The sequence below is a fragment of the Ideonella flava genome, from assembly GCF_051857595.1.
In the GTDB taxonomy this organism is placed as follows: domain Bacteria; phylum Pseudomonadota; class Gammaproteobacteria; order Burkholderiales; family Burkholderiaceae_C; genus Ideonella.
Genome location: NZ_JBPZHD010000011.1, coordinates 97090 through 123161, shown reverse-complemented (window position 1 = coordinate 123161; position 26072 = coordinate 97090). Strand labels below are relative to the sequence as shown.

Here is a 26072-nt window from a genome sequence, read left to right as displayed (position 1 = left end):
AGCAAGGAATCGATATGGGAACGAGCCGAATGCTTCATCAGGCCGCCCGCAACATCCTGCTGGTGGAGGACAGCCTGGTGGAATCCGAACTGCTGCGGCGTACCCTGGCGGGGAACGGCTACCGGGTGACCCTGGCGCACAACGGCCAGGAGGCCCTGGAGGCCGTTCGCACCGCCCCGCCCGACCTGGTCATGACCGACATCCGCATGCCCATCATGGACGGCTACGAGCTCTGCCGGACCATCAAGCGCGACCCGGCGCTGGCCCACATTCCGGTGATCCTGCTCTCTGTCCTTTCGGAGCCCGAGGACATCATTCAGGCGATCGATGCCCGCGCCGACAGCTACACCACCAAGCCCTACTCCGAAGCGAATCTGCTCGGGCGGCTCAGTTCGCTGCTGTCGACGCCGTCTCGCTCCCAGCGCGAGCCGGGCGGGCCCTTGGTGGTGGAGTACCGCGACAAGGTTTTCCACATCGATGCCGACCCCCAGCAGATGCTCAACCTGCTGCTCTCGGTGTATGAAAACACCATGGCCCAGAACCAGGAGCTCATGGCCGTCCAGGCCCAGCTCAGCCAGCTCAATGAAAACCTCGAGGAGATGGTGAGGCAGCGTACCGCGGCTCTGCAGGAAAGCCATGCCCGCATCCAGCGCCTGGTCGAGTCCAACATCATTGGGATCCTGATGTGGGATGCAGAAGGCCGGATCACTGAAGTCAACGATGCCTTCCTTTGCATGTTGGGGTACGACCAAGACGATGTTGCGTCCGGGCGCCTCAACTGGAAGGAAATCACGCCGCCGGAATGGCTGGATCGGGACGAGCAGATATGGTTGCCTGAACAGAGGAAAACTGGACGTTTGCCCCCCTTCGAGAAAGAATACTTTCACAAGGATGGCCATCGCGTGCCGGTCCTCATCGGTGTCGCCCCCTTCGCCGACGCGAAGGAACTCGAGGGCGTCGCCTTCGTGCTCGATCTCTCCGAACGCAGGCGGGCCGAGACCGAACGGCTGGCGCGCCAGTCGGCGGAAGCGGCCAACCGCGCCAAGAGCGACTTCCTGGCCAACATGAGCCACGAAATCCGCACGCCAATGAACGCCATCCTCGGCATGTCGCACCTCGCTTTGCAAAGCGGACTCACCCCGCGCCAGCACAACTACGTGCAGAAGGTCCACGCCTCGGCCGAGTCGCTGCTGGGCATCATCAACGACATCCTCGACTTCTCGAAGATCGAAGCCGGCAAGCTCGACATCGAGCACGTGAACTTCAACCTCGCCGACGTGCTCGACAACCTGGCCAACGTGGTGGGCATGAAGGCCGAAGAAAAGAACCTGGAGCTGCTGTACCTGGAGCCACCCGACCTGCCGGTTGCGCTGGTGGGCGACCCCTTGCGCCTCAGCCAGGCGCTGCTGAACCTCGCCAACAACGCCGTCAAGTTCACCGACCAGGGCGAGGTGTCGCTGGCGCTGCAGATCGTCCAGCGTGGCGACGACTGGATCGACCTGCGCTTTGAGGTGCGCGACACGGGCATCGGCATCGAGCCGGCGCAACGCGAGCGCCTGTTCCAGCCCTTCGAGCAGGCCGACACGTCCACCAGCCGCCGCCATGGCGGCACAGGACTGGGCCTCGCCATCAGCCGGCAGTTGGTGCACCTGATGGGCGGCCAGCTGGAGATGCTGAGCACACCGGGACGCGGCAGCCGCTTCTTCTTCACCCTGCGCTTTCCGTTGCAGCAAGAGTTCTCGCGCCAGGCCCCGTTGCGCCATGAAGGGCTGCTCGGCAGCCGCACGCTGGTGGTGGACGACAACGCACAAGCGCGTGAGTTGCTGTTGGCCATGGCCCAGGCGCTCGGGTTGCAGCCCGACGAGGCCGCCGACGGCATCGAGGCGCTGCGCAAGATCGGCGATGCCCAGGCCGGCGCCGAGCCTTACGACCTCGTCCTGCTGGACTGGAAGATGCCCGGCATGGACGGCATCACCTGCGCGCAGCACATCCACGACATGGCGCGCGACCTGACGCGCCCGGGCGCCCGCTCGCCCACGGTGCTGATGCTCACGGCCTTCTCGCGCGACGAAGCGCTCACGCGCGTCGAAGAGCAGGGCGTGCTGATCACCGCGCTGCTGACCAAGCCCGTCACGCAATCCTCCCTGTTCGATGCATGTTGCAAGGCCCTGGGCCTGGCCTCGTTGGCCAGCGTGCACGCCGAGCGGCGCAAAGGCGCTCTCACCACGGACCATCGATCAACGCTGAATGGCGCACGCATCCTGCTCGTAGAAGACAACGAGATCAACCGCGAGGTCGCGCTCGAGTTGCTGACCGAAGAAGGCATCACGGTCGTGACCGCTGCCAATGGCCGCGAAGCGCTGCAAGTCCTGGAGCGTGAGTGTTTCGACGCGGTGCTCATGGATTGCCAGATGCCGGTGATGGACGGCTTCGCCGCCACGCGCGCACTGCGGGAGCGGCCGGCGCTACAGGATCTGCCGGTGATCGCGATGACGGCCAACGCGATGGTCGGCGACAGGGAGCGCGCGATCGCGGCGGGCATGAACGACCACATCGCCAAGCCAATCAACGTCGACGAGATGTTCGCCACGCTGGCCAGGTGGCTCGCGCCGCGCAGGCAAACGGCATAGTCCACCGAAGCGGACGGCGCGGCCACGGGTCTCCGATCACTGCCGGGAGTGGACGCGGCTGCCGCGCTGGCGAGCATGGGCTCCATGCGAATCCCTGTTTGCGAGAATGCTGCAACGTCGACACCTGTTCATTCGCCGATTCGACCTGCGCTCCATCCTCGTCAGGCTCGCGCGCGCTGCTTGCTCAAGCCCCTTCCCCTCCGGACCGTTCTTGCGGCTGAACCATCTTGCTGATCAGGTAGGAACTTCGAATTTCAAACGGCCGTTGAAAAGCCCGGAAAGCCCGAGCCAGCCCTTGGGTTGGCGGCCGATGCCTGCCTGGATATCTTGGAACTGGCACCTGGGCCGTTGCCTTGTCCCGATTCGGCCGGCACCCGACGGTTCGCTTGGGCTCGTTCGGCCTTGGGATCAGGGTTTGCTATGAGTCCTGCGGCGTCGAGCCGACAGGCGGCGCAGCACCGCCTGCTGGCCGGTAGCCAGGCCGATGGAGCCCAGGGTGTCGCAGGGCCGCACGCTGTAGTAACCGGATTTGCTGACACTGCCGCTCGCTGTGCGCGCCGCATTGCCGGAGGATGAAGCGCGGCTGGGGCCGGACGAGCAGCCCGCCAGCAGCACGGCGGCCACCAGGGCACGTGCCAAAATGACCGCTTGAGCTTCCCGCCAAACGCCACCCTCTCTGACCCGCATGCGGGCCACAGTAGAACCAGCACCATCGCCGCCCGCAATGCCGGCATAGACCTGCTGCGCGGCCTGTCCATCCTGCTGGTGGTGCTGCACCACGTGGGCCTGCGCCTGCCGCCGCAGAAGACGCAGTTGGCCGAGTGGCTGCCCATCTGGCTGCTCAATGGCCTGGTCTACAACGGCTACGAGGCGGTGTTCATCTTCTTCGTCATCTCCGGCTTTTTGATCACCAGCCACAGCATCGCGCGATGGGGCTCGCTGGCGGCCTTGGACTGGCGCAGCTTTTACGCCCGCCGCGCGGCGCGCATCCTGCCTGGCCTGCTGGTGCTGCTGGCGGTGCTCAGCCTGCTGCATGGCCTGGGCCTGGACGGCTACACCATCGAGCGCGCAAGCCAGTCGCTACCCGGCGCGCTGGTGGCGGCCCTGGGCCTGCACTTGAACTGGTACGAAGGCCAGACTGGCTACCTGCCCGCCAACTGGGACGTGCTGTGGTCGCTGTCGGTGGAAGAGCTGTTCTACCTGGCCTTCCCGCTGCTGTGCCTGGCAGTGCGGCGCGAAGGCCTGCTGCTGGCCGGCGTGGTGCTGCTAGCACTGGCCCTGCCGTGGTTGCGGGCCAGCACCGGCGGGACGGAGGTGTGGCAGGAAAAGGCCTACCTGCCCGGGATGGCGGCCATCGCGCTGGGCGTGGCCGGCGCGCTGCTGGCGGGGCGGGTGCGCGCGCCGCGCCGGCGCTTCATCACGGCACTTGCCTGGGCGGGTGCCGTGGCGATCACGGCGGTGTTGATGTTCTCGCAGTTGCTGTGGCCCATGCTGCGCTTTGGCAGCCTGTTGCTTCTGACCGTGGGCGCGTTGTGCCTGCTGCTGGCCTTCCACTGGCAGGCCGGCAGCGGTGCCACGCCCTGGCGCTTCCCTGGCACCGGCTGGCTACAACAGGGCGGCCGGCTGAGCTACGAGATTTACCTGAGCCACATGTTCGTGGTGCTGCCGCTGGTGCAGGCCTACCGGGCCACGGGCCTGGGGCCGGCCTGGGGTTGGCTGGCTTACCTGCCGGCCGTCGCCGGCAGTTGGCTGTTGGGCTGGGTGGTGGCACGTGCGGTGTCACAGCCTCTGGAGCGCGCAGTGCGTGGCCGTCTGCTGCGTCGGACCGCACCGGGGCACGCCGCGCTGGCCCACTGAAACACACGCTTTCAATGCAGGTGGACGACGTATTGCAGCAAACGCATCGGCGCCATGAAGTCATCGATGCATTGCGCGGATTCGCTCTCATCGGCGTATGCATGGTCAACCTGGCATCCCTGACTCTCTACGAATTTCTCGATACAACCAGGAAGGAAGCCCTCGCCACCTCGGGCTTCGACGCGATCGCGGAACTGGTAGTGGCGTGGATGGTGAACGTAAAGTTCATCACGATATTCTCCTTGCTGTTCGGATTGGGCTTCGCGTTGCAACTGCAGCGCGCCTCATCGAGCGGAAGCGCCGGCAGGTGGACCTACCTCAAGCGCATTCTTGTACTGATCGTCATCGGAGCGATTCACTCCTGTTTCGTGTGGTGGGGCGACATCCTGCTTACCTATGGGGTCGTCGGGCTTCTCATGCTCCCCTTTAGCCACGTATCGGACCGAGCGCTGCTGATCTCTGGAATCGCGATCGCGCTGTTGCCCCCGGTGATAGCCCCCTATGTAAGACCCCTGCTTACGGGACTGTTCGACCAGCCGGTGCTGTACGCGCAATCATTGGAGAGCTTCTCGTCCGCAAACTGGGGAGATGCCCTCCGCGCCAACATCGCCATGGCCGGGTGGGCTCGCGTCTCGAACTGGGCACTGGTGTGTTTCGTGCTGGGACGGTTCCTGCTCGGATACTGGGCCGGCAGAAAAGGCCTGCATCTCGTCACCGCGGAGAATTATCCGGTGCTGCGGCAAATCTTTATCGGCGCCATCGGTTTGGGCCTTGCGGCAACTACGCTCTCACACTTTCAGCCAGCGATTCTTGCGGCGTGGCCGGCAATGGATATGGGGACCCCGCGCATTCTGATGCGCATGCTGCTCAGGGTCGGGCCTTTGGCCATCGGCATCGCTTACGCAGCCGGCTTCGTCTTGCTGTTTTGTCGTGCGGCTTGGGCGCGGCGCCTGCGTGTGCTCGCTCCTTTCGGTCGCATGGCGCTGACCAACTATGTAACGCAGAGCCTCATGGGAATCGCGTTGTTCTATGGAGTGGGCTTGGGTGTCGGTCCACGCTTTGGAATGATCGGTGTCCTCGCTGCATGTGCATCGATGGTTGCGCTGCAGATGTGGTGGAGCCGGGTATGGCTTCTGCACTTCACGCATGGCCCACTGGAGTGGGTGTGGCGACGGTTCACTCAGGGCAGCCGGCCGCGGCTCCGGCTCGGGGAGATTGTTGTTAGGAATGGTTCGGCGCTCGGCAACAATCATCCGGCCCGTTCAGGGAAACGCGGCAACATGTCTTCCTCAGAATAGGCAAAGCGGCTCGACGCGGAATCGGTCGAAATGTGAGGCAGTGCAGGCAGCTCACAGGATGCCTCGCAAGTCGGGTGATCCGTTCAGGACAGTCGCTCGGACCCAAGGCGCAGTGCGATCAACTGCGAGCCCAGTCCGCTTCCGATGAAGACTGCGCGCCGATTGGATGAGAGCTGGCTCAGCCAGTCGAAGGTTCCGCCGTCCGCGAGCGGCAGTTCCTCTCCACCGGGCCCGGCCACCCAGATTCGGTAGCGCAGTCCTCCTGAGTAGTAGGGATGTTCCAACAACTGATGGTCAGCCTCCAGGAGCTCGGCAAGGTGGTTGCCAAGGCCCCGCCTTTCGGGGGACGCGAGGATTTCCACGCGCCGCCGGCCCAGGGCGTATCCCTGCTGCTCGAGCCGGGTGAGGCCCGCAAGGAGCGTGCGCACATGGAGGGAGACCGTCTCGATCGTGAAGGCGTGGTCCTCGCGCTCGATGCCCGCGCTCCCAAGAACGAACAGGCGAAAGTGCTGGGCAAATCCCGGCTGTTTTGGAACCGGCTGCGCGCGAACGACACGGTGGCTCGTGGCGAGGTGGATATCCACCTTCGGATGCGCTCGGATCCGCAGCGCACACTCCAGCGCCAGAACGTTCGTCGGGTCCGATACGACTTCGGTTGCCCGCAAAGCCGAGAGGACGCGATTCTGATGAGTGGGTCCGACGACCGAACAGGTTCCCATAGGCGCGACCGGCGAGAGTTCGACTGCCTCGAAGCGCTCTGCGGCTGCCAACAGCTGGCTGTCGATGGTCAGCATTGCGCGCAGGTCGACGGGTGCCGGCACGCAGAACGGGTCGCGGCCGTACTGAACTACAAGATCCTTCGCGCGGCGGGCCACGGCGCGCGCGTGCATCACTTCGAGCAGAAGCGACTGAAGCTCCGAGCCCGAAAGCCCGTCTACCAGTCGATCGAACGTCGGTGTACCTACGAAGTCGACGATCCAAGCGCGATGGGCCATCGTCAAAATGGTACAGCCAGGGGGTGGCGAATGGGCCGCGGGAGTTGGCGGAAGCGGTGACCTTCGGGCGCCCGCCTGCGACCTGAGCGCCTTCCTACTTGCCGGCCTTGGCCGCTTCGGCGACCCAAGACTTGCAGGCTGGGAGGGACTGCTCCGACGTCACCAGATACGTCTTGGGACCGGCGAGCGCTTGGCATTCGGGGACGTCCTGTGAGACCAAATCCCAGCACCGATTGGCATCCAGGGTGCTGACGCACACCGCCGCTTGAAAGCCGGATGGCAACGAACCCAACTGCTTTGCCAAAGCGAAGTCCATGCGGATGTGCCCGCCATACGGATTAAGAGCGAACTTGATCGTGCCCTTCAGATCCCGCAAGTCAACATGTTTCAGGTGGCCGCCGAGGAAGCGGAGGTCTGTCGCTTGCACGAAACGCAGGTCAGCCCGATCTAGCACCGTGCGGTGGAAGTTGACCTTGTTCAGCACGGCGGAATTAAAACCGACCTGGGACATCTTGCAGCCCTCGAAAGCGCTGTTCTTGAATGTCGCACCGTCGAAGGAGGTTTGGGCGATTTGGCACTCAGAATTTTCTTTACCCGAGTAATCTGGATCGTCACGCAGCACAGCCTCGTCGAAGCGCCCGCGCGTGAAGTCCGCCGTGACGAATTGCGGACGGACAAAAGCGACCTTCTCAACCTTGGCGTCCTTGAAGTCGGGCTTGTTGATACTCGTGCAGACGGGGTTCTGCAGCTGATGCTCGGGCGAATCGGCCACCGAACTGGGCGCGGCGCTCACTGACGGCGGATCACTCAACGCGGCGCTCGCCAGCATCAGGTTGCATAGCTCAACCCCTGACCCGGCCAGCATAGCCTCGCCGACGTGTCGGAGGATTTCGCTTTGGCTGACGCCCGCGGCAACCAAGTGTCGGATGGCTTCGGCGCGCGCTGCGGGCGTCCCCGTCCTCATCTCTCGATAGAGTTCGGCCGTCACCCGCCTGGGTTCCGGCGCCAGGATCGCGACGATCACGATGACGAAGAGCAGCAGCGCCACCAACCCTGCCCCCAGCGCACCGTACAACTCGCGGCGAGCGAGCCGGGCCAGTTCGAGCTTGACGAACTCGGCGGCATCCTTTTTCGAGTAGTGGGCAGGGTCGACGTTGAACGCGGTCAAAGTGCCGTTCACCAGCTGCAGCGCAGTCGCATCGCCTTTGTTTATCGCGGCAATCTTCTCGAGGTGCGTGCGCCGCTTGTGAAGAACATAGCCCGCCACGGTTAAGGCCGCGAGAGAGAACCCACTGGTGACTAGCGCCGAGCCCTTCAGGATTCCAAGAACTTCTGACATCAAGACCCTCCCCGCTTGCGACTTTAGTATGACCGAGGGACCCCGCGATGAAAACCCGCGCCCTCATACCCGCTCACCGCGGCTATGGCCTACGGTCGAGCCATCGATCTCGAGGGTCCAACGTCTTGTCGGCCGCCCCGCACGATCGCCCGCGGCGAAACCGCACATATCGCTGGCAGGTCGCGGCGAGCGGGCGTACATTGCTTCCGCACCTACCTTGAGGATCGCAACATGCCTATACGCATTGCATCGCTGGCTCGGCGCATCGAGAAGAACGGCGCGATGCTTCACCGGGCGATGGTGGACCGCATCCAAGCCCTTGGGGCGGACCATGAGCCGTCCGAAGCCGAACAGGCGCTCGCTGAGGAGCGGCGCCTGCTCAAGGAGGAGCGGACGAATCGCCAAGCGCGAGCGCAGCAGCCCAGGGTCAAGGCCGTCGACAGGCTGGTGAGAACGCATCGTGCGAAGGCCAAGGAGAAGCCGAAGGCGACGAAGGAACCCAAGGAACCCAAGGAGGCCAAGGCTGGCACGGCCCACGGGCCTTCGCGCGCAGAGAAGCACGCCGCGAAGGCGGCCGCCCTTGAGGCCGCGAGGAGATCAACGAAGAAGTCGGCGAAGACCTGAGAAGGCGATCGCTCGATTCGTCTCGTGATAGTCAGGGTGTGCCAGGCGGCCACTGAGCGGCCTGCTCGGGATCGCGACGACCCCTGCGCCCGCCCGCGAGATCGACGAGGTCAGGTCCGTTCCGCACCCAGGCCGCTGGCGACGAGGAAGGCCGAGAGGACCCACAGAGCGGCTCGCACCAGACGTCGTTCTCGTCGTCTGGATTCCATCGCACGACCAGGTCGCGGCCGTAGCGCTGACCGCCAGTGCGCCCCCGGCGGGGCGCCCACCCTTCTACTTGCTCCTCTTGTTGCGCGCTTGCGTGAGCGCCAACGCGGCAGCCGTCTTCTCGTCGGCTGACGACTTGGGGTTCTTGAGAACCTTCGATGCCGCAGAGGCCGCTTTCGCGGATGTTTGCTCGTTGAGCTGTTTCAGGGTGGACTTCTTGCCGGCCATGGGACCTCTCCAGGGGTGTTTTTGAAGCCCGAGTGTGCATCGGGCGGGCTCGCGGCCCAAGAGCCTGCCAATGGGCCGTTCGTTGCGCCCTCAAAGCCGCACACATCGCAGCACGCGCTTCAGCTTCGTCCACACGCCTGGCGCAGCGTCTCCGAGATCGCTACATGACCGATACCGTGAACTCGACGTTCGCGATCGAAGGTGCACACTGTTCAACTATCGTTTGTCATCGATGCCTTGGTCCTCCCTCAACTTCAGTCTCCATGCGATGAAGCCGGCATCGCGCAATGACGCAGCGCACCCGCGCGCGGCGGCATCCTGAGCACGAGCCTATGGAACTGCGTCAGCTACGCTACTTCATCCGGATCGTCGAGCTAGGCAGCATGGGCCGCGCCGCGTTGGATTTGGGCGTTGGCACGCCGGCGCTGAGCCAGCAGATCAGCCGCCTCGAGGGCGAGTTGTCGACGCGGCTGCTGCAGCGCACCACCACCGGTGTGCTGCCGACCGATGCGGGACTGGCCTTCTTCCGCCAGGCCCAGCTCGCGATCCGCCATGCCGACGCCGCCGCCCAGGCCGCACGGCAGGCGCGGCTGGCAGGGCAAGTCAGCATCGGCCTCGCTCCGTCCACTTCGGGCGTGCTCGCGCTGCCGCTGCTGGAGGCCATGCGCGAGCGCTATCCGGACGTGCGGCTGCGCGTGGTCGAGAGTCTGTCGGGCAACCTCGCGACCATGCTCAACGCGCGGCAACTGGACCTGGCCGTGCTGTTCGAGACCGATGGCGCCCGGCGTTGGAGCGTGCTGCCGCTGCTCGAGGAAAGGCTGTTCGTGATAGGCCGGCGTGACCTGCCGGGCATGCCCACCGGCCGCAGCGTGCGCATCCTGCGGCTGGCCAGTCTGCCGCTGGTTCTGCCCAGCGGCACGCACGGGCTGCGCGCGATCCTCGATGCCGCCTTCGCACGCGAGCGTTGTGCGCCCCACGTCGTGCTCGAGATTGACGGCCTGGCGGTGCTGATGGACGCGGTGCGGGCCGGACTGGCGGCGACCATCCAGCCCGGCGCCGCGACCGTGCGCCTGCCGGCCGACGAAATGGCGCGCATCGAACTGGCGGAGCGCAGCGCGCGGCGGCGCAACTTGTTGGCCAGCCTCTCCGACGACGAGCTGTCGCCGGCCGCGCTGGCAGCGCGCGTGGTGCTTCGCAGCGTGGCCGCCGAGCTTGTCGTGCAGCAGCGCTGGCCCGGCGCGACCCTTCACGAACCCTGAACACCGCTTGCCCTGACGCCGTCTACCGGCCCGACGCGAGCTTCCCTAGAGTGCGTCTCCATGCGAAGAGGAGACGATCAGATGCTCGACGTGCTGGTGATCGGCGGTGGAAACGCTGCGCTATGCGCTGCACTGATGGCGCGCGAGGCCGGCGCGTCGGTGATGCTGCTGGAGGCCGCGCCACGCGAATGGCGCGGCGGCAACTCGCAGCACACGCGCAATCTGCGCTGCATGCACGACGCGCCGCAGGACGTGCTGGTCGATGCCTACCCCGAAGAGGAGTATTGGCAAGACCTGCTGAAGGTGACCGGCGGCATCACCAACGAAGCACTCGCGCGCCTGACAATCCGCGCTTCGTCGAACTGCCGCGATTGGATGCGCAAGCACGGCGTGCACTTCCAGCCGCCGCTGTCCGGAGCCCTGCATGTGGCACGCACCAACGCCTTCTTCATGGGCGGTGGCAAGGCGCTGGTCAACGCCTACTTTCGCAGTGCCGAGAAACTGGGCGTGCAGATCCGCTATGACACGCCGGTGGTGTCGGTCGAACTCGACGGAGATCGCTTCGTCGCCGCCTGCACTGCCAGGGGCGAGCGGATCGAGGCCAGAAGCTGTGTGTTGGCTGCCGGCGGCTTCGAATCCAACCGCGATTGGCTGCGCGAGGCCTGGGGCCAGAACGGGCGCGGCGAGTGGCCCTCCGACAACTTCCTGATCCGCGGCACGCGCTTCAACCAAGGCGTGCTGCTCAAATCCATGATGGAGGCCGGCGCCGATTCGATTGGCGATCCGACGCAGGCGCACATGGTGGCGATCGACGCGCGCGCGCCGCTGTACGACGGCGGCATCTGCACGCGGATCGACTGTGTCTCGCTCGGCGTCGTCGTCAATCGCGAAGCGCAGCGCTTCTACGACGAGGGCGAGGACTTCTGGCCCAAGCGCTATGCGATCTGGGGCCGTCTGGTGGCACAGCAACCCGGCCAGATCGGCTACTCGATCATCGACCAGAAGGCGATCGGCCGCTTCATGCCCCCAGTTTTTGCGGGCGTCACGGCGAACACGCTCGCAGAACTGGCCAGCAGGCTGGGTCTGCCCGAGCGGGCTTTCGTGCACACCGTGGAGGCATACAACGCCGCCTGCCGTCCCGGCAGTTTCGACCACACGGCACTGGACGACTGCCGCACCGAGGGGCTGACACCCGCCAAGACCCATTGGGCACGGCCGATCGATACGCCACCCTACTACGGCTACGCGCTCAAGCCCGGCGTCACCTTCACCTACCTGGGCCTCAAGGTCAACGACAAGTCCGCCGTGCACTTCGGTGGCCGCCCCAGCCCCAATCTGTTCGTCGCCGGCGAAATGATGGCCGGCAACGTGCTCGGTCAGGGCTACACGGCAGGGGTCGGCATGTCGATCGGCACCGCATTCGGCCGCATCGCCGGCACGCAGGCGGCCTTGGCTGCGCGCAAGGAGTTCGAACATGCAGCAGCTTGAATCATTTGCCCGCGAAGCGGTGGCGCGTGCCCCCGGCAGCCGCACGGTCATACCCATCCTCAGCGCCCGTGAGGCAGAGGTCGGCCGCCAGATGCAGATCTGCAATGCCTGCCGCTACTGCGAGGGCTTTTGCGCGGTGTTTCCGGCGATGACGCGGCGGCTGGAGTTCGGCAAGGCCGACATCCACTTCCTGGCCAACCTGTGCCACAACTGCGGCGCCTGCCTGCATGCGTGCCAGTACGCGCCGCCGCACGAGTTTGCCGTGAACGTGCCGCAGGCGATGGCCCAGGTGCGTGGCCAGACCTATGTCGACTACGCGTGGCCACCGGCGCTGGGCGCGCTGTACCAGCGCAACGGGCTGACGGTGTCGCTGGCATTGGCGACGGGCCTGGCACTGTTCCTGATCCTGGCGGTGGCCGTCAACGGCACGTTGTGGGGCGGGCAGCTCGGCGGCAACTTCTACAACCTGTTCCCTCACAACCTTCTGGTCGGCTTGTTCGCGCCGGTGTTCCTGTTCGCAACCCTGGCCTTGGCGATGGGGGTGCGCGGCTTCTGGCGAGACGTGACGCGTGCCACCAGCGGCGCATCGTTGAGCGGACCAGCGGCTGCGGAGGCCACGGACGCGGTGCTGCGCCTGAAGTACCTCGACGGTGGCCACGGTATGGGCTGCAACAACGACGACGACGCCTTCACCCTCGCGCGCCGGCGCTTCCACCACTTCACTTTCTATGGCTTCCTGCTGTGCTTTGCGGCGACCAGCGTGGCGACGATCTACCACTACGCGTTCGGCTGGACGGCGCCCTACGAACTGCCCAGCCTGCCCAAGCTGTTCGGCGTGGTCGGCGGTGTGAGCCTGATGATCGGCACGGCAGGGCTGTGGCACCTGAACCGCCGTCGCCATCCCTTGCATGGCGACGCCGTGCAAAGACCGATGGACCTGGGCTTCATTGCCTTGCTGTTCCTCACCAGCGCCAGCGGACTGGCACTCTGGCTGGGCCGCGGCACGCCCGCCCTGGCCGTGCTGCTGTGCCTGCACCTTGGTGCGGTGATGGCCCTGTTCGCCACGCTGCCCTACGGCAAGTTCGGTCACGGCATCTTCCGCAGCGCGGCCCTGTTGCGGCATGCGATCGAGAAGCGCCAGCCCAACACGATCGGTCTGGCGGCCGACTGAAGACCACTCACAACACTCTTTCCGGAGATCCGCGATGAACAAATTCCACCTGCCGCACGCCACGGCGTTGGCTTTCGCTGCGCTGTTGCTGAGCGGCCCCAGCCATGCACAGGACTTCCCACCCCAGAAGTCGGTCACGCTGGTCGTGGGTTTTGCCGCCGGCGGCGCGGCCGATGCAGCGGCCCGCCTGATCGCCAAGAAACTGGGCGAGAACATCGGCCAAACCGTTGTCGTCGACAACAGGGCCGGCGCCGGCGGCAACATCGCGCACCAGCAGGTGGCCAACGGTCCGGCCGACGGCACGATGCTGCTGTTCGGCTCGATCGGCCCGCTGACCATCGCTCCGCACGTGATGAAGGTCAGCTACGACCCGTTCAAGGATCTGGCGCCGGTGTCGGGTGGCGTCAATTTCCCCAACGTGCTGGTGGTTCACAAAGGCGTGGGCGTGAAGACGCTGACCGAGTTCGTGACGTTGGCGAAGAAGAAGCCGGGGGGCTTGGACTACGCCTCCACCGGCGCGGGATCGGCATCTCACCTGGCGGGCGAACTCTTCAGCCAGCGCGCCGGGATCGAGATGACCCACGTGCCCTACAAGGGCGGCGCGCCGGCCCTGCAGGACCTGCTGGGCGAACGCATCGCATCCTATTTCTCGGCGCCGCCCACTGCGCTGCCGCACGTGGAGGCCGGAAATCTCGTCCCGCTGGCCACCACGGGTCCGACGCGTCCGGGATACATGCCCAACATCCCGACGGTCGCGGAGTCCGGCTACCCCGGCTTCGAGGCGCTGAACTGGTATGCCTTCGTGGCACCGGGCAAGACGCCCACGCCGATTCTGGATCGCTGGAACGTCGAGATCGTGAAGGTGCTCAACGACCCGAGCATGAAAGACGCGCTGAACAAGCACGGCCTGACCCCGCAGCCCACTACGCGCGCCGAGTTGGCGGCCTTCATGAAGAAAGAAGACGCGAAGTGGAGCGCCGTCGTACGGGACCGCAAGATCACGGCCAACTGAAGCGGACCTGAGCAGGCGGCTTCTTGGCAACTGCAACGCGACCATGGCTCGCACCTTGGCGTCGAAGTAGTACAGCGACATAGGCAGGTTCCAGCCATTGGAGCGATTCCCGCCCGGGTCGGTGGAGGATGTGCAACGGCGCACAGGCGGCGGGGTCATGCCAGCAGTACTTTTCAGGATCGATTGAGGACACGAAGCAAGCCAGCCTGGGACGGAACCTGCGCCTGTTCGCGCGGGCGGTCTCGACCGTGGCAACGCCGAGCTTGCCGGCGGTCCGGTGATAAAGTGCGCCGCCCGCTCATGCCGCCACCAGTCAGTGTCCGCATCGACACCCAAGCCTTCCCGGCCGACGAAAAGCCGTCGTCACAGATTGCCCACGCTCGCTGACGTCGCGCGAGAAGCTGGCGTGTCCGATGTAGCGGCATCCTGCGCGCTCAATGCCGGCAAAGGTTCGACTCGCGTCTCGGTGGAGACCCGCGAACGGGTGCTGGCGGCAGCGAAGCGCCTGAGCTACCTGCCGAACGCGACGGCGCGTGCACTCAGCCGTCAACGGGCCAACGCGATCGGCTTCGTCGCGAACATTGCCTACGAGGAACCCAACCTCTACTTCCAGGAGCTATTCAACGGGGTCGTGCGGGGCGCTACTGACGCCCAGCAGACCACGTGCATCTTCCCACTCAGCAGCTGGGATGAAGCGCCGAAGCGCATCCCCGCGCTGTGTGACGGCCGCGTCGACGGGCTGGTCGTTCTGGCGCCGAATCTCGAAGACGACAGCACGACCTGGCTGCCCATCCATACGCCCTTGGTCACGATCCATGCCGGAAGGCAATTGCAGGCTCAGGTGAACGTCGAGGCGGACGACGAGGCGGGTGGCTTTGGCATCGTGCGTCATATGTTTGAACTTGGCTATCGCCGCATCCTCTGCGTGGGCGGACCGCCGCACAACAAGAGCGCGGACCGCCGTGTCGATGGCTTTTTGCGGGCGCATGCCGAGAACGGAGTGGACGTTGCTTCCGACCACGTGATCCGCACATGGTTCACCGTGGCGGACGGTCGCCAGGAGATGGAGAAGTGGCTGCAGAACCACCACGGTGACCTGCTGCCCGAGGCCATCTTCTGTGGCAGCGACGACATCGCCTTCGGATGCATGGAAGCGCTGGAGGCCCGAGGTGTGGGCGTTCCTCGGGATGTCTCGGTCGTTGGCTTCGACAACACTGTGCTGGCCCGCACGCTGCACATGGCGACCGTGCGTCAGCCCCTGCTCGAAATGGGTCGTCGCGCGGTCGACGTCCTCATGCAATTGATCGAGGCGCAGCGCGGTGGACAGCCGTACGAGGGCCCCCGCAACATCGTCCTGCCCGTCGAGATCGTTCCGGGCCGGACATTGCTCGACCGCCCCCGCAATGCGCCGCTGATGATCCCCTGACCCGGCGCGCGAGCTCACGGCGCCGATGGGTTTCCCCTAGTTAGTTCGGCGACCGATCGAACTATCATCAGCCGCGCGGCACCAGGCCGCCGTTATTTTTGCCGATTGATTCGGCGCCGAATCAAGCTTGTTTTGATGGTGCGGGATCGGATGCCGCGGCGCGCAGCCCACCCATAGCGACTGCATGAAATACACCAAGTCCACGCTCTCCCGGCGCAAGGCACTGCAGGCCGCCCTCGCCGCAGCCGCCGCCCCACTGGGCGCTGCAGCAGCGACGGCCGCGATGGCCTCCTCCCCCAGCGTGACGAACGCTGCCGCCGGCGACCTGGCGCCCAGGAACGCCGCGGCCCGCCGCGGCCAGCCATCGCCCGTATCGGAATGGGTGCTGACGACATCCCAGGGCACGTTGCGGATCAGCGCGCTCTGCGACCGCGCGCTGCGCGTGCGCTTCCTGCCCCCACAGGCTGCAACGCAGGCGCCGCCGCCAAGCCTCACGCTGCTGCCCGGCCGAGCCACGCCCCTCATGACGCAGAAGCCGGGCGCGGACGCGACCCGCCTCGAACTGCCGGCCATCCGCTGCGAGGTGGACAACGGGACCGGGGCGCTGCGATTCTTCGACGGCAAGGGCGCCTTGCTGCTCGTTGAAGCGCCCGGCACCCGGCGGCTGACGCCGTCGCGGCTGGGTGACGAGCCCGTGTTCATCGCCGAGCAGGCTTTCGAGTCCCCCGCTGACGAGCGGCTCTACGGCACCGGCTGCTTCCAGGACGGCGCCATGGACCTGCGCGGACTCCCACGCCGCTTGACGCAGGTGAACACGCAGATCAGCCTGCCGTTCATGCTGTCCAGCCGCGGCTACGGCGTGCTCTGGCACAACAACGGCATGGCCGAGCTGAACGCGCCCGAGCAACGGGTGGCGCTGAGTCGCGTCAACGCCGAGCGCAAAGCCGAAGTCGTGGATGTGACGACGACCACTGGCAATGCGCAAGTCGTGCGGAACCTGACGCGCTTTGAAGGCACGTTCCGAACGGCAGCGGCCGGCCGTTTCGCATTCCTCCTCGACGTCGGCCGCCCGATGGGTTCGCGCCACTCAGTGGAGATCGACGGCCAGTCCTGCGTCGAGATCGCGAACCAGTGGCTGCCGCCGACGATCGGCTTTGTCGTCGAGCTACCGGCGGGCGAGCATCACGTGCGCGTCCACGCCGACGACGGCGACGCTCCCTCGCTGAGCTTTGGCGCTGTGCGCGCAAGCACGACATGGCGCTCGCCGGTGGCCGATGCGATCGACTACGTCGTCATCGCCGGCCCCAGTGCCGATGAGGTGTTCGAGGGCTACCGCGAGATCTCCGGCGCCACGCCGATGATGCCGCGCTGGGCCTATGGCTACATCCACTGCCGCGAGCGCTTCCATTCGTCGCAGGAGATCGTCGACACGCTGCGCGAGTTCCGCCGCCGCAAGCTGCCCGTCGACGTGATGGTGCAGGACTGGCAGTACTGGGGCCGCCACGGCTGGAACGCGATGCGCTTCGACGAAGCCCACTACCCCGATCCCGCCGCGCTGGTGCGCGAGGTGCACGGCATGAACGGGCGCCTCATGCTGTCGGTGTGGGCCAGGATCGCCCGCGACACCGAGCTCGGCCGCACCACCGCAGCCGCCGGTCACTACATCGACCAGACCGACTGGGTCGACTTCTTCGACCCCAAGGCCGCCACCTTCTACTGGAACAACCAGCGCGATCGCCTGCTCAAGCTCGGCATCGACGCCTGGTGGCAGGACGCGACGGAGCCCGAGAACGACGACCTGGTCGGGCGGCGTACGGCGGCAGGCCGCGGTGAGCGCGTGCGCCTGGCCTATCCGTGGCACGTCACGCGCACCGTCTACGAGGGCCAGCGCCAGGCGGCGCCTGACCGGCGGGTGATGATCCTCACGCGCTCGGCCTTCCCCGGGCAGCAACGCCATGCGGCAGCCACCTGGTCGGGCGACATCGGCAACGACTGGGACACGCTCAAGCGGCAGATCCCCGCGGGCCTCAACATGGCCGCCGCCGGCTATGCCTACTGGACGGTCGACGCCGGCGGATTCTTTCGCCCGGGCGACGGCCAGTACACCGACAAGGCCTACCACGAGCGCTTGATCCGCTGGTTCCAGTACGCGACCTTCCTGCCGCTGCAGCGCGTGCATGGCTACATGACCAACACCGAGTTCTGGCGCTATGGCGACAAGGTAGAGGCAGTAGCGCGCCAGTACCTGGAACTGCGCTATCAGCTGCTGCCCTACCTCTACAGCCTGGCCCACGAGGTCCATGCGAAGGGCGCACCGATCATGCGACCGCTCGTGTTCGATTTCCCGCAGGACCACCAGGCCCTGGACCAGGCGCACAGCTACATGTTCGGCCGTGCCCTGCATGTGGCGCCAGTCCTGGCGCCTGAGGTGTCGAGCTGGTCGGTTTACCTGCCGCGGTCCGCGGGCGGCTGGGTCGATTTCTGGACAGGAGAACGGCGCGTCGGTGGTCGCACGCATGACGTGCCGTCGCCCCTGGAGCGCATGCCTCTGCACCTGCGCGCGGGCAGCATCCTGCCCCTCGGGCCGGTGCTGCAGTCCACCGCCGATGCCACCGGTGAGGCGCTCGACCTCTACGTCGTGCCGGGCCGCGACGGCGTCTTCGATCTCTACGAGGACGGCGGCCTGGACTATGCGTACGAGAAGGGCGGGCTCAGCGTGATCCGCATGACTTGGGACGACAGCCGCGGCGTGCTGCGCCTCGCGTCGCGCAGCGGGCGCTTCGCGGGCATGCGCATGACGAAGCGCCTGCGCATCCACCGCATCGGCGACGGCGGGCCGACGCTGCAATCCACACCGTTGCGCGAGGTGGTCTACACCGGCCGCGCCACGGATGTACGACTGGGATGAACGCCGTCTTCACGGCATGAAGTCGATGCCCCATGCAATCCACACTTCCATGAAGACCACCCCCCACTGGGTGCTCCCCCTTCTCACAGGCTCGAAAAGGTCCCGATGCATCCCCTGATCCAAAGCGCAGCGCACATGCTGGCCCTGCTGGGCGCCCTCGCGGCGCTGCCGGGCCACGCGCACGAGACGCTCAAGCTCGATGCGCCCAAGCCCAATCTCGCACCCACGCCGCCCATGGGCTGGAACTCCTGGAACAAGTTCGCCTGCAACGTCAGCGAGCAACTGATCCGCCAGCAGGCTGACGCCATGGCCGCCTCGGGCATGAAAGACGCCGGCTACCAGTACATCGTCATCGACGACTGCTGGCAGAAGAGCCGTGATGCCGACGGCAACATCCAGGCCGACCCGGAGCGCTTCCCGTCGGGCATCAAGGCACTGGCCGACTATGTACACGGCAAGGGCCTGAAGTTCGGCCTCTACTCCGACGCAGGCTCGTTGACCTGCGCCGGCCGCCCAGGCAGCGCAGGCCGTGAGTTCCAGGACGCACGGCAATACGCCAAATGGGGCGTGGACTTTCTGAAGTACGACTGGTGCCACACCGGCACCCGCAATGCCGAGGCGGCCTACACCATCATGGCCAAGGCCCTGCGCGAGTCCGGCCGCGACATCGTGCTGTCCATCTGCGAATGGGGCACCGACCATCCCGAGCGCTGGGGCCCGACGGTGGGCCACCTGTGGCGCACCACCTACGACATCTACGACGGTTGGAAAAGCACGAAGGACCGGGGGAATGGCATGACCAACATCCTGGACATGCAAGCCGAGCGCGGGGGCCGGTCAGCTCCGAATGCCTGGAACGACCCCGACATGCTGGAAGTGGGCAACGGCGGCATGACGACGACCGAGTACGAGTCGCACTTCTCGCTGTGGGCCATGCTGGCCGCGCCGCTGATCGCCGGCAACGATCTGTCCAAGATGGACGCCGACACGCTGCGCATCCTCACCAACAAGGACGTCATCGCCGTCGACCAGGACGCGCTGGGCCAGCAGGGCCGGCGCGTCTGGCGGCAGGGCGACCTGGAGATTTGGGCGCGACCGCTGAAGGGCGGCGAGTTCGCGGTGGTCTTGTTCAACCGCGGCGAGGCGCCGGCCGAGATGAAGGTGGGCTGGGACCAGCTCGACCTGCCCGCCGGCCTGAAGGCTGACGTCAGGGACCTCTGGACGCAAAAGGTCTCGAAGCAGGTGCGCGGCAGCTACGGCGGCACGGTGGCCCCGCATGGCGTGGTCATGGTGCGCATCACCCCGGTGCTGTAAGTCGGGAAGGCAAGCCCGCATGACCACCATGCCCTGACTGGCGAATTCCCTGAGCAGCCCGGCCGCAGCGGCTGCGTGCGCGCGGTCGCGACTGCCGGGCACGCCGACCTGCCTGCGGGCACCCGCACGCTCACCCTCCCCCCGCATGGCGCACGGTTCGTGCGCCGCGCTTGAAACCCAGGAAATTCCGATGCCACCCGCGCGCCTCCTGCGTACCTTCGCCACCTTCGCCACCTTCGCGGCCGCCGCCGTGCTGCCCTTCGTCGCCAGCGCCGCCGAGCCCGTCCAGGTGCGTCTCGACGTCACCCAGCAGCCCGCCGGGCCGCGCATCGAGCCCACCGTCTACGGCCACTTCGTCGAGCATGCCGGCACGGGCGTCTATGGCGGCCTGTGGGTCGGCCCGGAGTCGAACATCCCGAACACACGCGGCTGGCGCAACGACGTGGTGCAGGCGCTCAAGCGCGTCGGCGTGCCGGTGATGCGCTGGCCGGGCGGCTGCTTCGCTGACGACTACGACTGGCGCGACGGCATCGGCGACCCTGCCCAGCGCCCCGCCCGTCGCAACCGCTGGTGGGGCGGCCTGGAGAGCAACCGCGTCGGCACCCATGAGTTCATGGACTTCGCCGAGCAGCTCGGCAGCGAGGTCTACCTCTCCGGCAACATGGGTTCGATGCCGCCAAGGGCCGCGGCACAGTGGCTGGATTACATGACGGCCGACGACGCCTCCGCGCTGGCGCAGGAGCGCCGCCGCAACGGCCGCGACAAGCCCTGGAACGTCAAGTACTTCGGCGTCGGCAACGAGAGCTTCGGGTGCGGCGGCAACATGAGCCCGGAGCACCAGGCCGACATGCACAACCAGTACGCCACCTTCCTGTGGCCGGCCACGCGCGTGGCCTCCGGCGACGGCGAGGGCGATGACAACCGCGTCGAGGTGCTGATGAAGCGCTCCGCCAAGCACATGGACGCGCTGACTCTGCACTACTACTCGGTCCCCGACAACTGGACGAAGCACGGCGACGCCACTGGCTTCGACACCGGCGCCTGGGCACGCACGCTGAAAGCCGCCCTGGGCATCGAGCAGCGCATCAGCGCCCTGTCGGCCATCATGGACAAGCACGACCCGGCCAAGCGGGTGGCGCTCTACATCGACGAGTGGGGCACCTGGTACGACACACCCGCCGGCGCCAGCTCGCTGTGGCAGCAGAACTCGCTGCGCGATGCCCTCGTCGCCGCGGTCACGTTCAATGTCTTCCACGCCCATACCGACCGAGTGAAGATGGCCAACATCGCGCAGATGGTCAACGTGCTGCAGGCGATGGCACTGACCGATGGCCCGCGCATGGTGCTGACGCCGACCTACCATGCCTTCGACCTGTACCGCCCGTTCAAGGGCGCGACTCCCCTCAAGGCCACGCTGCAGGCGCCCGCCTTCAGCACTGGCGACGTCGAGCTGCCCACCGTGCAGGTCAGTGCAGCCCGCGCAGCCGACGGCAAGCTGGTGCTGGCACTGGTCAACCTTCACCCGGATCGCCCGGCGCGCGTGGCCACCAACTTCACCGCCGCGGCCACGGGCCAGGTGCTGACAGCGGCCGCCATGGATGCCCACAACACCTTCCAGCAACCGAGGGCCGTTGTGCCCGCGCCCTTCTCGGCGAAGCCCGGCCCGCAGGGCCTGGTTCTGGACCTGCCGCCCAAATCGGTCGTCGTCCTCGCGATGTAGCCATGCACCGAGCCACGCCAGCCGCAAGCGGGGCTGGCAGAGAAAACGCGGCACCAAGCAGTCACCACGTCCCTCCCCCAAGATGAAACCACCTCGCCTCGCACCAGCTTCGGCCCTCGCCTCCTTGGTGCTGGCCTTCTGCCTCTTCGCCTGTGGCGGCGGTGGTGGCGGCGGATCGGCCAACCCACCCCCGCCCCCGCCCCCGGACAACAGCGGCATGCGCGAGCTGACGAGCATCCAGTTGTCGCAGGAGATGTCGCCCGCGTGGAACCTTGGCAACACGGTGAACGCCACACCCACCGAGACCTCCTGGGGCAACCCCATGGTGAACCAGCCACTGCTCGACGCGGTGAAGGCGGCAGGCTTCAAGACCGTGCGCATTGTCGCCGGCTGGAGCCAGTATTCCGACGCCGACGGCAACGTCAGCCCGGCCTGGATGGCGCGCGTCACCGAAATCGTCGGTTATGCCCGCAACGCCGGCCTGTACGTGGTGTTGAACAACCATGAAACCGAGTGGACGACCCCGACCTACGCCAACCAGCCGATGGCCAACGCGCGCCTGGCCAAGCTGTGGACGCAGATCGCCAACAACTTCAAGGACTACGACGACCACCTGCTGTTCGCCGGCACCAACGAGGTACTGTTCCCTGGCGACTACGGCCCGCCGACGGCCGAGTACCAGGACGTCCAGAACGGGTTCAACCAGGTCTTCGTCAACGCGGTGCGGGCCACGGGCGGCAACAACGCCAAGCGCCATCTCGTGGTGCAGGGCTTCAACACGAACATCAACTGGACCTACAACGGCTTCATCAAGCCCGCCGACTCTGCAACCAACCGGCTGTTCCTGGAAGTGCACTTCTACGATCCGTACAACTTCGCGCTCAACGAGAACAGCAGCATCTGGCAGTGGGGTGCGATCGCGACCGATCCCGAGGCGACCGAGACGTGGGCCAACGAAGCCTACGTGGACGCGCAGTTCCAGATGATGAAGTCCCGCTTCGTCGATGCGGGCATCCCCGTGCTGTTGGGCGAGTACGCGGCCATGTTGAAGTCCGAGTACGACCCCGCCGGCACCTACCGAACCTACTGGGCCAAGTACGTGACCCAGTCGGCCTACCAGCACGGCCTCGTGCCGGCGTGGTGGGACCCGGGCTACGGCTTCAACCACGCGTCGGGCCTGTTCGATCGCTCCACCGGCGCCCAGTACTTCCCCAACCTGGTCAAGGCCATCGTCGACAGCGCCCAGTGATCGCCCTGGCGGGATGCCGCCTGCAAGCAGCAACCAATGTGCGGAACGCTTCCGCATTCCGCTCCCCGTGTTCTCACCGACATCATGCAAACATCAATGGCTGAAGTCATGCACCACAACAGATCCTCCCTCAGCGGATTCAATGCACTCTGGTTGGCGTCATGCCTGGCATTGAGCACGCTCGCCCACGCGGCGGAACCCGCGACCAGCGCCAAGCCTTTCGAATGGAAGTCCAGCGCGCCCTTGATCAAGCCTCCAGCCGACGCCAGTCGAATCCATGGCGTCAAGGACCCGACCATCGTCTACCACGACCATCGATACCATGTTTTCATGACCACGGCCACGGCGACGGGCTGGGGTATGGCCTATACGAGCTTTGCGGATTGGGACGAAGCGCCGAAGGCGTCCCTGTTCATGCTCGACCAGTCCCCCATCGGGCCGGGTTACCGCGCAGCGCCGCAAGTCTTCTATTTCGCGCCGCAGAAACTCTGGTATCTCATCTACCAAGGCGGCGACCCGTTGTACTCCACGACCAGGAACCTCGCCGACCCCCGGTCGTGGACGCCGCCGCAGCCCTTCTACCCGACCATCCCTGAAAGCGTCAAAGACGCCAAGGGCCAGGCAGCCTGGTTGGACTTCTGGAACATCTGCGACGACAAGAAATGCCATCTGTTCTTCACCGACGACCACGGCAGCTTCTTCCGCGCTGATACGACGATGGAGCGTTTCCCTCGTGGCTTCTCGGAGCCCGTCGTCGTGATGAAGGAAAAGACCGAGGACCTGTTCGAGGCGAGCAATACCTACAAGATCACCGGCACGAACGAGTACTTGACGCTGATCGAGGCCATGGGGCCTCGCGGCAGGTATTTCCGGGCCTGGAAGGCCGATCGCCTGGACGGCCAGTGGCAACCGGTTCCCGGCGCCAGGATGAACATGTTCGCTGGCGCAGACAACGTCAAGTTCGACGGCCGGATCTGGTCCGAAGGCGTATCCCATGGCGAACTGATCCGCGACGGCTTCGACCAGACGCTGAGCATCGACCCCTGCCAGCCGCTGAGATTCCTCTACCAGGGCCTGGACATGGAGAAGGACAAGAAGTACGAGTACATCGAGCTGCCCTATCGGCTGGGAGTCATCACCGCGACCGGCCCCAACGCCATCAGCGAGTCGTGCCAGAAATGAACCCTCGCCCGGCCGGGCCGCTTCGGGCCTTGCGCATGGCCACATCCGGGCTGATGTTGTGCGTGGCCTTGGCGCTGATTCCATGCGCGGCACCGGCATCTGCGATGAATGGGGAGGGGCCGGTGGCGAGCGGGCCCAAGGGCATGTCGACCGCGACCTGGACGCCGGACAACGGCAACGGGACCTTCACCAATCCTTTGTTCTATGACGAGTTCTCGGATCCGGACCTGATCCACGTCGGCGACTGGTTCTACCTGACCGGCACCACCATGCACGCCATGCCGGGCCTGCCGATCCTGCGCTCGAAGGACCTGGTCAATTGGGAGTTCGTCGCCTATGCCCTGGACAAGCTCGACCTCGGCCCGGCCTACCGGCTGGAGGGCGGCGGCAACATCTACGGCCAGGGTATCTGGGCGCCGTCCTTGCGCTACCGCGATGGCAAGTTCTACATCTTCGCCAACGTCAACGGCCAGACGACCCAGATGTTCACGGCCACCGATCCGACGGGGCCGTGGACACGCACGTCGATGAAGCGCAGCTTTCACGACCTGTCCGTCCTGTTCGACGAAGGCAAGGCCTATGTCGTCTGGGATCACCAGACGATGCACCTGGCCCAATTGACTGAGGACCTGACCGACATCGTTCCGGGCACCGAGCGCACCCTTTTCACCAAAGACGCCGGGATGGGCGAGGGCGCGCACTTCTACAAGATCGACGGCAAGTACTACATCATCAGCGCCAACTACGCAGGCGGCTTTCGCATGCCGGCGGCGCGGGCGGATCATGTGCTGGGGCCCTACGAGGTCCATCAGGCGATCAGTCTGCACGAGGACTTCGGCATGGCGTCAAGCATGCGCCTGGCTACGCCCAAGCCGCCGTTCGGGACCTGGGGGCCCGACCCCGCTGCCAAACACAGCCTGGCGATGCACCAGGGAGGCATCATCCTGACGCCAGAGGGCGAATGGTGGGGCTTTTCAATGATGGATTTCAATTCCGTCGGCCGCCTGCTCAGCCTGTCTCCGATCACCTGGAAGGACGGCTGGCCTTATTTCGGACTGCCGGGCAATCTGACGCGCACGCCGCGGATCTGGGTGAAGCCGAAGACCGCCACGCCGCAGCCGGTCAGCGTGCCCTTCCAGCGCAGCGATGATTTTTCGGCGCCGCAGCTCCAGCCTATATGGCAGTGGAACCATGTCCCGGTCGACGACAAGTGGTCGTTGTCGGAACGGCCCGGTTTCCTGCGTCTTCACGCCCTGCCGGCGACCTCGTTCTACGACGCGCGCAATACCTTGACGCAGCGGGCGATCGGGCCGATGTCGGCACCGACCGTCCTGCTCGATGCGTCGCACCTGAAGCCAGGCGACACGGCGGGACTGGGCCTGCTCAATCTGCCCTACGCGACCTTGGGCGTTGAAAAACTAACCGATGAGATCAACGTCATCTTTCATGACCAGCGCCTGGACCAGCGGGTGCGGGTGAAGATGAACGGGACGCGCCTCTGGCTTCGGGCCGACTGCGACTTCCTCACCGAACGGGCGCGCTTCAGCTATTCCTTCGACGGCGTCACCTTCACGCCTATCGGCGACGAGGTCGTGCTGATCTACCAGACCTTCACCTTCCAGGGCGTTCGCTATGGATTGTTTAGCTACAACACGACCGGCGCCGAGGGCGGCTTTGCCGACTTCGACAGCATCGATGTCCATCAGCCGCATACCCGCGGCCTGATGCGGCCCATTCCGTATGGTCGATCGATCCGGATGGCGTCGTTTCGCGCGACGACCGGACTGGCGGCCAGCGATGGGCGCCTGGCGTCGGGTGTCCCGACGCGGTTCGACATCGTCGACCGCAAATTGGGCCGCGTCGCTCTGCGATCGGGCGGACGCTATGTCTCAGTCGGTGAAGATGGCGGGGTGACGCTTGTGGCCGGTCAACCCGGCACGGCGCAGACCTTTCAATGGATTGAAACGCCGACGGGAGAACTGGTGCTGATGTCACTCGCCACCAACCGCTTCCTGCGCATCGATGCGCAGACTGGGGATGTCCGGGCCGACAGTCCCGGCCCCATGCCGGATGACAGCGACGGCGCCCGCTTTATCTGGTCGCAGTGAAGGTGGCCGCACCGGCGGATCAGCCGGGCACCCGGATGAACACCCGAACAACCCATT

General features: G+C 65.9%; 19 protein-coding genes. 15 read left to right on the top strand and 4 right to left on the bottom strand.

Features of this window, described 5'->3' with window-relative positions; translation table 11 throughout:
- Nucleotides 1-29: 29 nt before the first annotated feature.
- On the top strand, nt 30-2630 hold the full coding sequence (locus tag ACS5PM_RS23630; protein WP_439390162.1) for a response regulator: 2601 nt from the start codon (nt 30-32) through the stop codon (nt 2628-2630).
- Between the two features lie 408 nt (nt 2631-3038).
- Here ACS5PM_RS23630 and ACS5PM_RS23625 read toward each other — a convergent pair whose 3' ends face one another.
- On the bottom strand, nt 3039-3254 hold the full coding sequence (locus tag ACS5PM_RS23625) for a hypothetical protein (protein ID WP_439390161.1): 216 nt from the start codon (nt 3252-3254) through the stop codon (nt 3039-3041).
- Between the two features lie 24 nt (nt 3255-3278).
- On the opposite strand from ACS5PM_RS23625, the gene ACS5PM_RS23620 reads away from it, so the two are divergent.
- Both ACS5PM_RS23620 and ACS5PM_RS23615 read left to right on the top strand, forming a co-directional pair.
- The gene (locus tag ACS5PM_RS23620) at nt 3279-4487 is read left to right on the top strand and encodes an acyltransferase family protein (protein ID WP_439390160.1); all 1209 of its coding nucleotides are present in this window, start codon (nt 3279-3281) and stop codon (nt 4485-4487) included.
- Between the two features lie 14 nt (nt 4488-4501).
- Complete coding sequence (locus ACS5PM_RS23615) at nt 4502-5785, top strand: DUF418 domain-containing protein (RefSeq protein ID WP_439390159.1); 1284 nt, start codon at nt 4502-4504, stop codon at nt 5783-5785.
- Nucleotides 5786-5868: 83 nt separating this feature from the next.
- Here ACS5PM_RS23615 and ACS5PM_RS23610 read toward each other — a convergent pair whose 3' ends face one another.
- Together ACS5PM_RS23610 and ACS5PM_RS23605 are read right to left on the bottom strand one after the other, a co-directional pair.
- Nucleotides 5869-6780 (bottom strand): hypothetical protein, encoded by a 912-nt coding sequence (locus ACS5PM_RS23610; protein ID WP_439390158.1) that lies wholly within the window; start codon nt 6778-6780, stop codon nt 5869-5871.
- Between the two features lie 94 nt (nt 6781-6874).
- Nucleotides 6875-8119 carry a pentapeptide repeat-containing protein gene (locus ACS5PM_RS23605; protein WP_439390157.1) on the bottom strand — a complete coding sequence of 415 codons (1245 nt, stop codon included), beginning with the start codon at nt 8117-8119 and terminating at the stop codon, nt 6875-6877.
- A 231-nt stretch (nt 8120-8350) separates the two neighbouring features.
- On the opposite strand from ACS5PM_RS23605, the gene ACS5PM_RS23600 reads away from it, so the two are divergent.
- Nucleotides 8351-8743, top strand: coding sequence for a hypothetical protein (locus ACS5PM_RS23600; protein WP_439390156.1), 393 nt, complete (start codon nt 8351-8353; stop codon nt 8741-8743).
- A 273-nt stretch (nt 8744-9016) separates the two neighbouring features.
- Here the strand turns inward: ACS5PM_RS23600 and ACS5PM_RS23595 are convergent, their stop codons facing one another.
- The gene (locus ACS5PM_RS23595) at nt 9017-9178 is read right to left on the bottom strand and encodes a hypothetical protein (RefSeq protein WP_439390155.1); all 162 of its coding nucleotides are present in this window, start codon (nt 9176-9178) and stop codon (nt 9017-9019) included.
- 332 nt (nt 9179-9510) lie between these two features.
- On the opposite strand from ACS5PM_RS23595, the gene ACS5PM_RS23590 reads away from it, so the two are divergent.
- From ACS5PM_RS23590 to ACS5PM_RS23540, 11 genes are all read left to right on the top strand, one after another.
- A complete protein-coding gene (locus tag ACS5PM_RS23590) occupies nt 9511-10437 on the top strand; it encodes a LysR family transcriptional regulator (protein ID WP_439390154.1) in 927 nt (308 codons plus the stop codon).
- A gap of 81 nt (nt 10438-10518) precedes the next feature.
- Nucleotides 10519-11925 carry an FAD-dependent tricarballylate dehydrogenase TcuA gene (gene tcuA, locus ACS5PM_RS23585; protein ID WP_439390153.1) on the top strand — a complete coding sequence of 469 codons (1407 nt, stop codon included), beginning with the start codon at nt 10519-10521 and terminating at the stop codon, nt 11923-11925.
- The gene (gene tcuB / locus ACS5PM_RS23580) at nt 11912-13096 is read left to right on the top strand and encodes a tricarballylate utilization 4Fe-4S protein TcuB (RefSeq protein WP_439390152.1); all 1185 of its coding nucleotides are present in this window, start codon (nt 11912-11914) and stop codon (nt 13094-13096) included. The genes tcuA and tcuB overlap by 14 nt, the downstream gene beginning before the upstream one ends.
- 34 nt (nt 13097-13130) lie before the next feature.
- Nucleotides 13131-14108, top strand: a complete 978-nt coding sequence (locus ACS5PM_RS23575) for a Bug family tripartite tricarboxylate transporter substrate binding protein (RefSeq protein ID WP_439390151.1) — start codon at nt 13131-13133, stop codon at nt 14106-14108.
- 277 nt (nt 14109-14385) lie between these two features.
- On the top strand, nt 14386-15534 hold the full coding sequence (locus tag ACS5PM_RS23570) for a LacI family DNA-binding transcriptional regulator (RefSeq protein WP_439390150.1): 1149 nt from the start codon (nt 14386-14388) through the stop codon (nt 15532-15534).
- A gap of 184 nt (nt 15535-15718) precedes the next feature.
- Nucleotides 15719-18442 (top strand): glycoside hydrolase family 31 protein, encoded by a 2724-nt coding sequence (locus tag ACS5PM_RS23565; protein ID WP_439390149.1) that lies wholly within the window; start codon nt 15719-15721, stop codon nt 18440-18442.
- A 105-nt stretch (nt 18443-18547) separates the two neighbouring features.
- The gene (locus ACS5PM_RS23560; RefSeq protein ID WP_439390148.1) at nt 18548-19756 is read left to right on the top strand and encodes a glycoside hydrolase family 27 protein; all 1209 of its coding nucleotides are present in this window, start codon (nt 18548-18550) and stop codon (nt 19754-19756) included.
- A gap of 190 nt (nt 19757-19946) precedes the next feature.
- The gene (locus ACS5PM_RS23555) at nt 19947-21476 is read left to right on the top strand and encodes an alpha-N-arabinofuranosidase (RefSeq protein WP_439390147.1); all 1530 of its coding nucleotides are present in this window, start codon (nt 19947-19949) and stop codon (nt 21474-21476) included.
- 217 nt (nt 21477-21693) lie between these two features.
- Nucleotides 21694-22725, top strand: a complete 1032-nt coding sequence (locus tag ACS5PM_RS23550) for a glycoside hydrolase family 5 protein (RefSeq protein ID WP_439390146.1) — start codon at nt 21694-21696, stop codon at nt 22723-22725.
- Between the two features lie 36 nt (nt 22726-22761).
- Nucleotides 22762-23907, top strand: a complete 1146-nt coding sequence (locus ACS5PM_RS23545; RefSeq protein WP_439390145.1) for a glycoside hydrolase family 62 protein — start codon at nt 22762-22764, stop codon at nt 23905-23907.
- Nucleotides 23904-26015: a family 43 glycosylhydrolase gene (locus ACS5PM_RS23540; RefSeq protein WP_439390144.1), complete on the top strand. Its 2112-nt coding sequence runs from the start codon at nt 23904-23906 to the stop codon at nt 26013-26015. Before ACS5PM_RS23545 ends, ACS5PM_RS23540 begins: the two co-directional genes overlap by 4 nt.
- Nucleotides 26016-26072 lie beyond the last annotated feature (57 nt).

What these genes read in the sequence shown, in the direction of transcription:
- ACS5PM_RS23630 (WP_439390162.1), top strand. Translation starts at nt 30, where the DNA reads ATGCTTCATCAGGCCGCCCGCAACATCCTGCTGGTGGAGGACAGCCTG.
- ACS5PM_RS23615 (WP_439390159.1), top strand. Translation starts at nt 4,502, where the DNA reads ATGCAGGTGGACGACGTATTGCAGCAAACGCATCGGCGCCATGAAGTC.
- ACS5PM_RS23610 (WP_439390158.1), bottom strand. Translation starts at nt 6,780, where the DNA reads ATGGCCCATCGCGCTTGGATCGTCGACTTCGTAGGTACACCGACGTTC.
- ACS5PM_RS23605 (WP_439390157.1), bottom strand. Translation starts at nt 8,119, where the DNA reads ATGTCAGAAGTTCTTGGAATCCTGAAGGGCTCGGCGCTAGTCACCAGT.
- ACS5PM_RS23600 (WP_439390156.1), top strand. Translation starts at nt 8,351, where the DNA reads ATGCCTATACGCATTGCATCGCTGGCTCGGCGCATCGAGAAGAACGGC.
- ACS5PM_RS23595 (WP_439390155.1), bottom strand. Translation starts at nt 9,178, where the DNA reads ATGGCCGGCAAGAAGTCCACCCTGAAACAGCTCAACGAGCAAACATCC.
- ACS5PM_RS23590 (WP_439390154.1), top strand. Translation starts at nt 9,511, where the DNA reads ATGGAACTGCGTCAGCTACGCTACTTCATCCGGATCGTCGAGCTAGGC.
- tcuA (WP_439390153.1), top strand. Translation starts at nt 10,519, where the DNA reads ATGCTCGACGTGCTGGTGATCGGCGGTGGAAACGCTGCGCTATGCGCT.
- tcuB (WP_439390152.1), top strand. Translation starts at nt 11,912, where the DNA reads ATGCAGCAGCTTGAATCATTTGCCCGCGAAGCGGTGGCGCGTGCCCCC.
- ACS5PM_RS23575 (WP_439390151.1), top strand. Translation starts at nt 13,131, where the DNA reads ATGAACAAATTCCACCTGCCGCACGCCACGGCGTTGGCTTTCGCTGCG.
- ACS5PM_RS23565 (WP_439390149.1), top strand. Translation starts at nt 15,719, where the DNA reads ATGAAATACACCAAGTCCACGCTCTCCCGGCGCAAGGCACTGCAGGCC.
- ACS5PM_RS23560 (WP_439390148.1), top strand. Translation starts at nt 18,548, where the DNA reads ATGCATCCCCTGATCCAAAGCGCAGCGCACATGCTGGCCCTGCTGGGC.
- ACS5PM_RS23555 (WP_439390147.1), top strand. Translation starts at nt 19,947, where the DNA reads ATGCCACCCGCGCGCCTCCTGCGTACCTTCGCCACCTTCGCCACCTTC.
- ACS5PM_RS23550 (WP_439390146.1), top strand. Translation starts at nt 21,694, where the DNA reads ATGCGCGAGCTGACGAGCATCCAGTTGTCGCAGGAGATGTCGCCCGCG.
- ACS5PM_RS23545 (WP_439390145.1), top strand. Translation starts at nt 22,762, where the DNA reads ATGTGCGGAACGCTTCCGCATTCCGCTCCCCGTGTTCTCACCGACATC.
- ACS5PM_RS23540 (WP_439390144.1), top strand. Translation starts at nt 23,904, where the DNA reads ATGAACCCTCGCCCGGCCGGGCCGCTTCGGGCCTTGCGCATGGCCACA.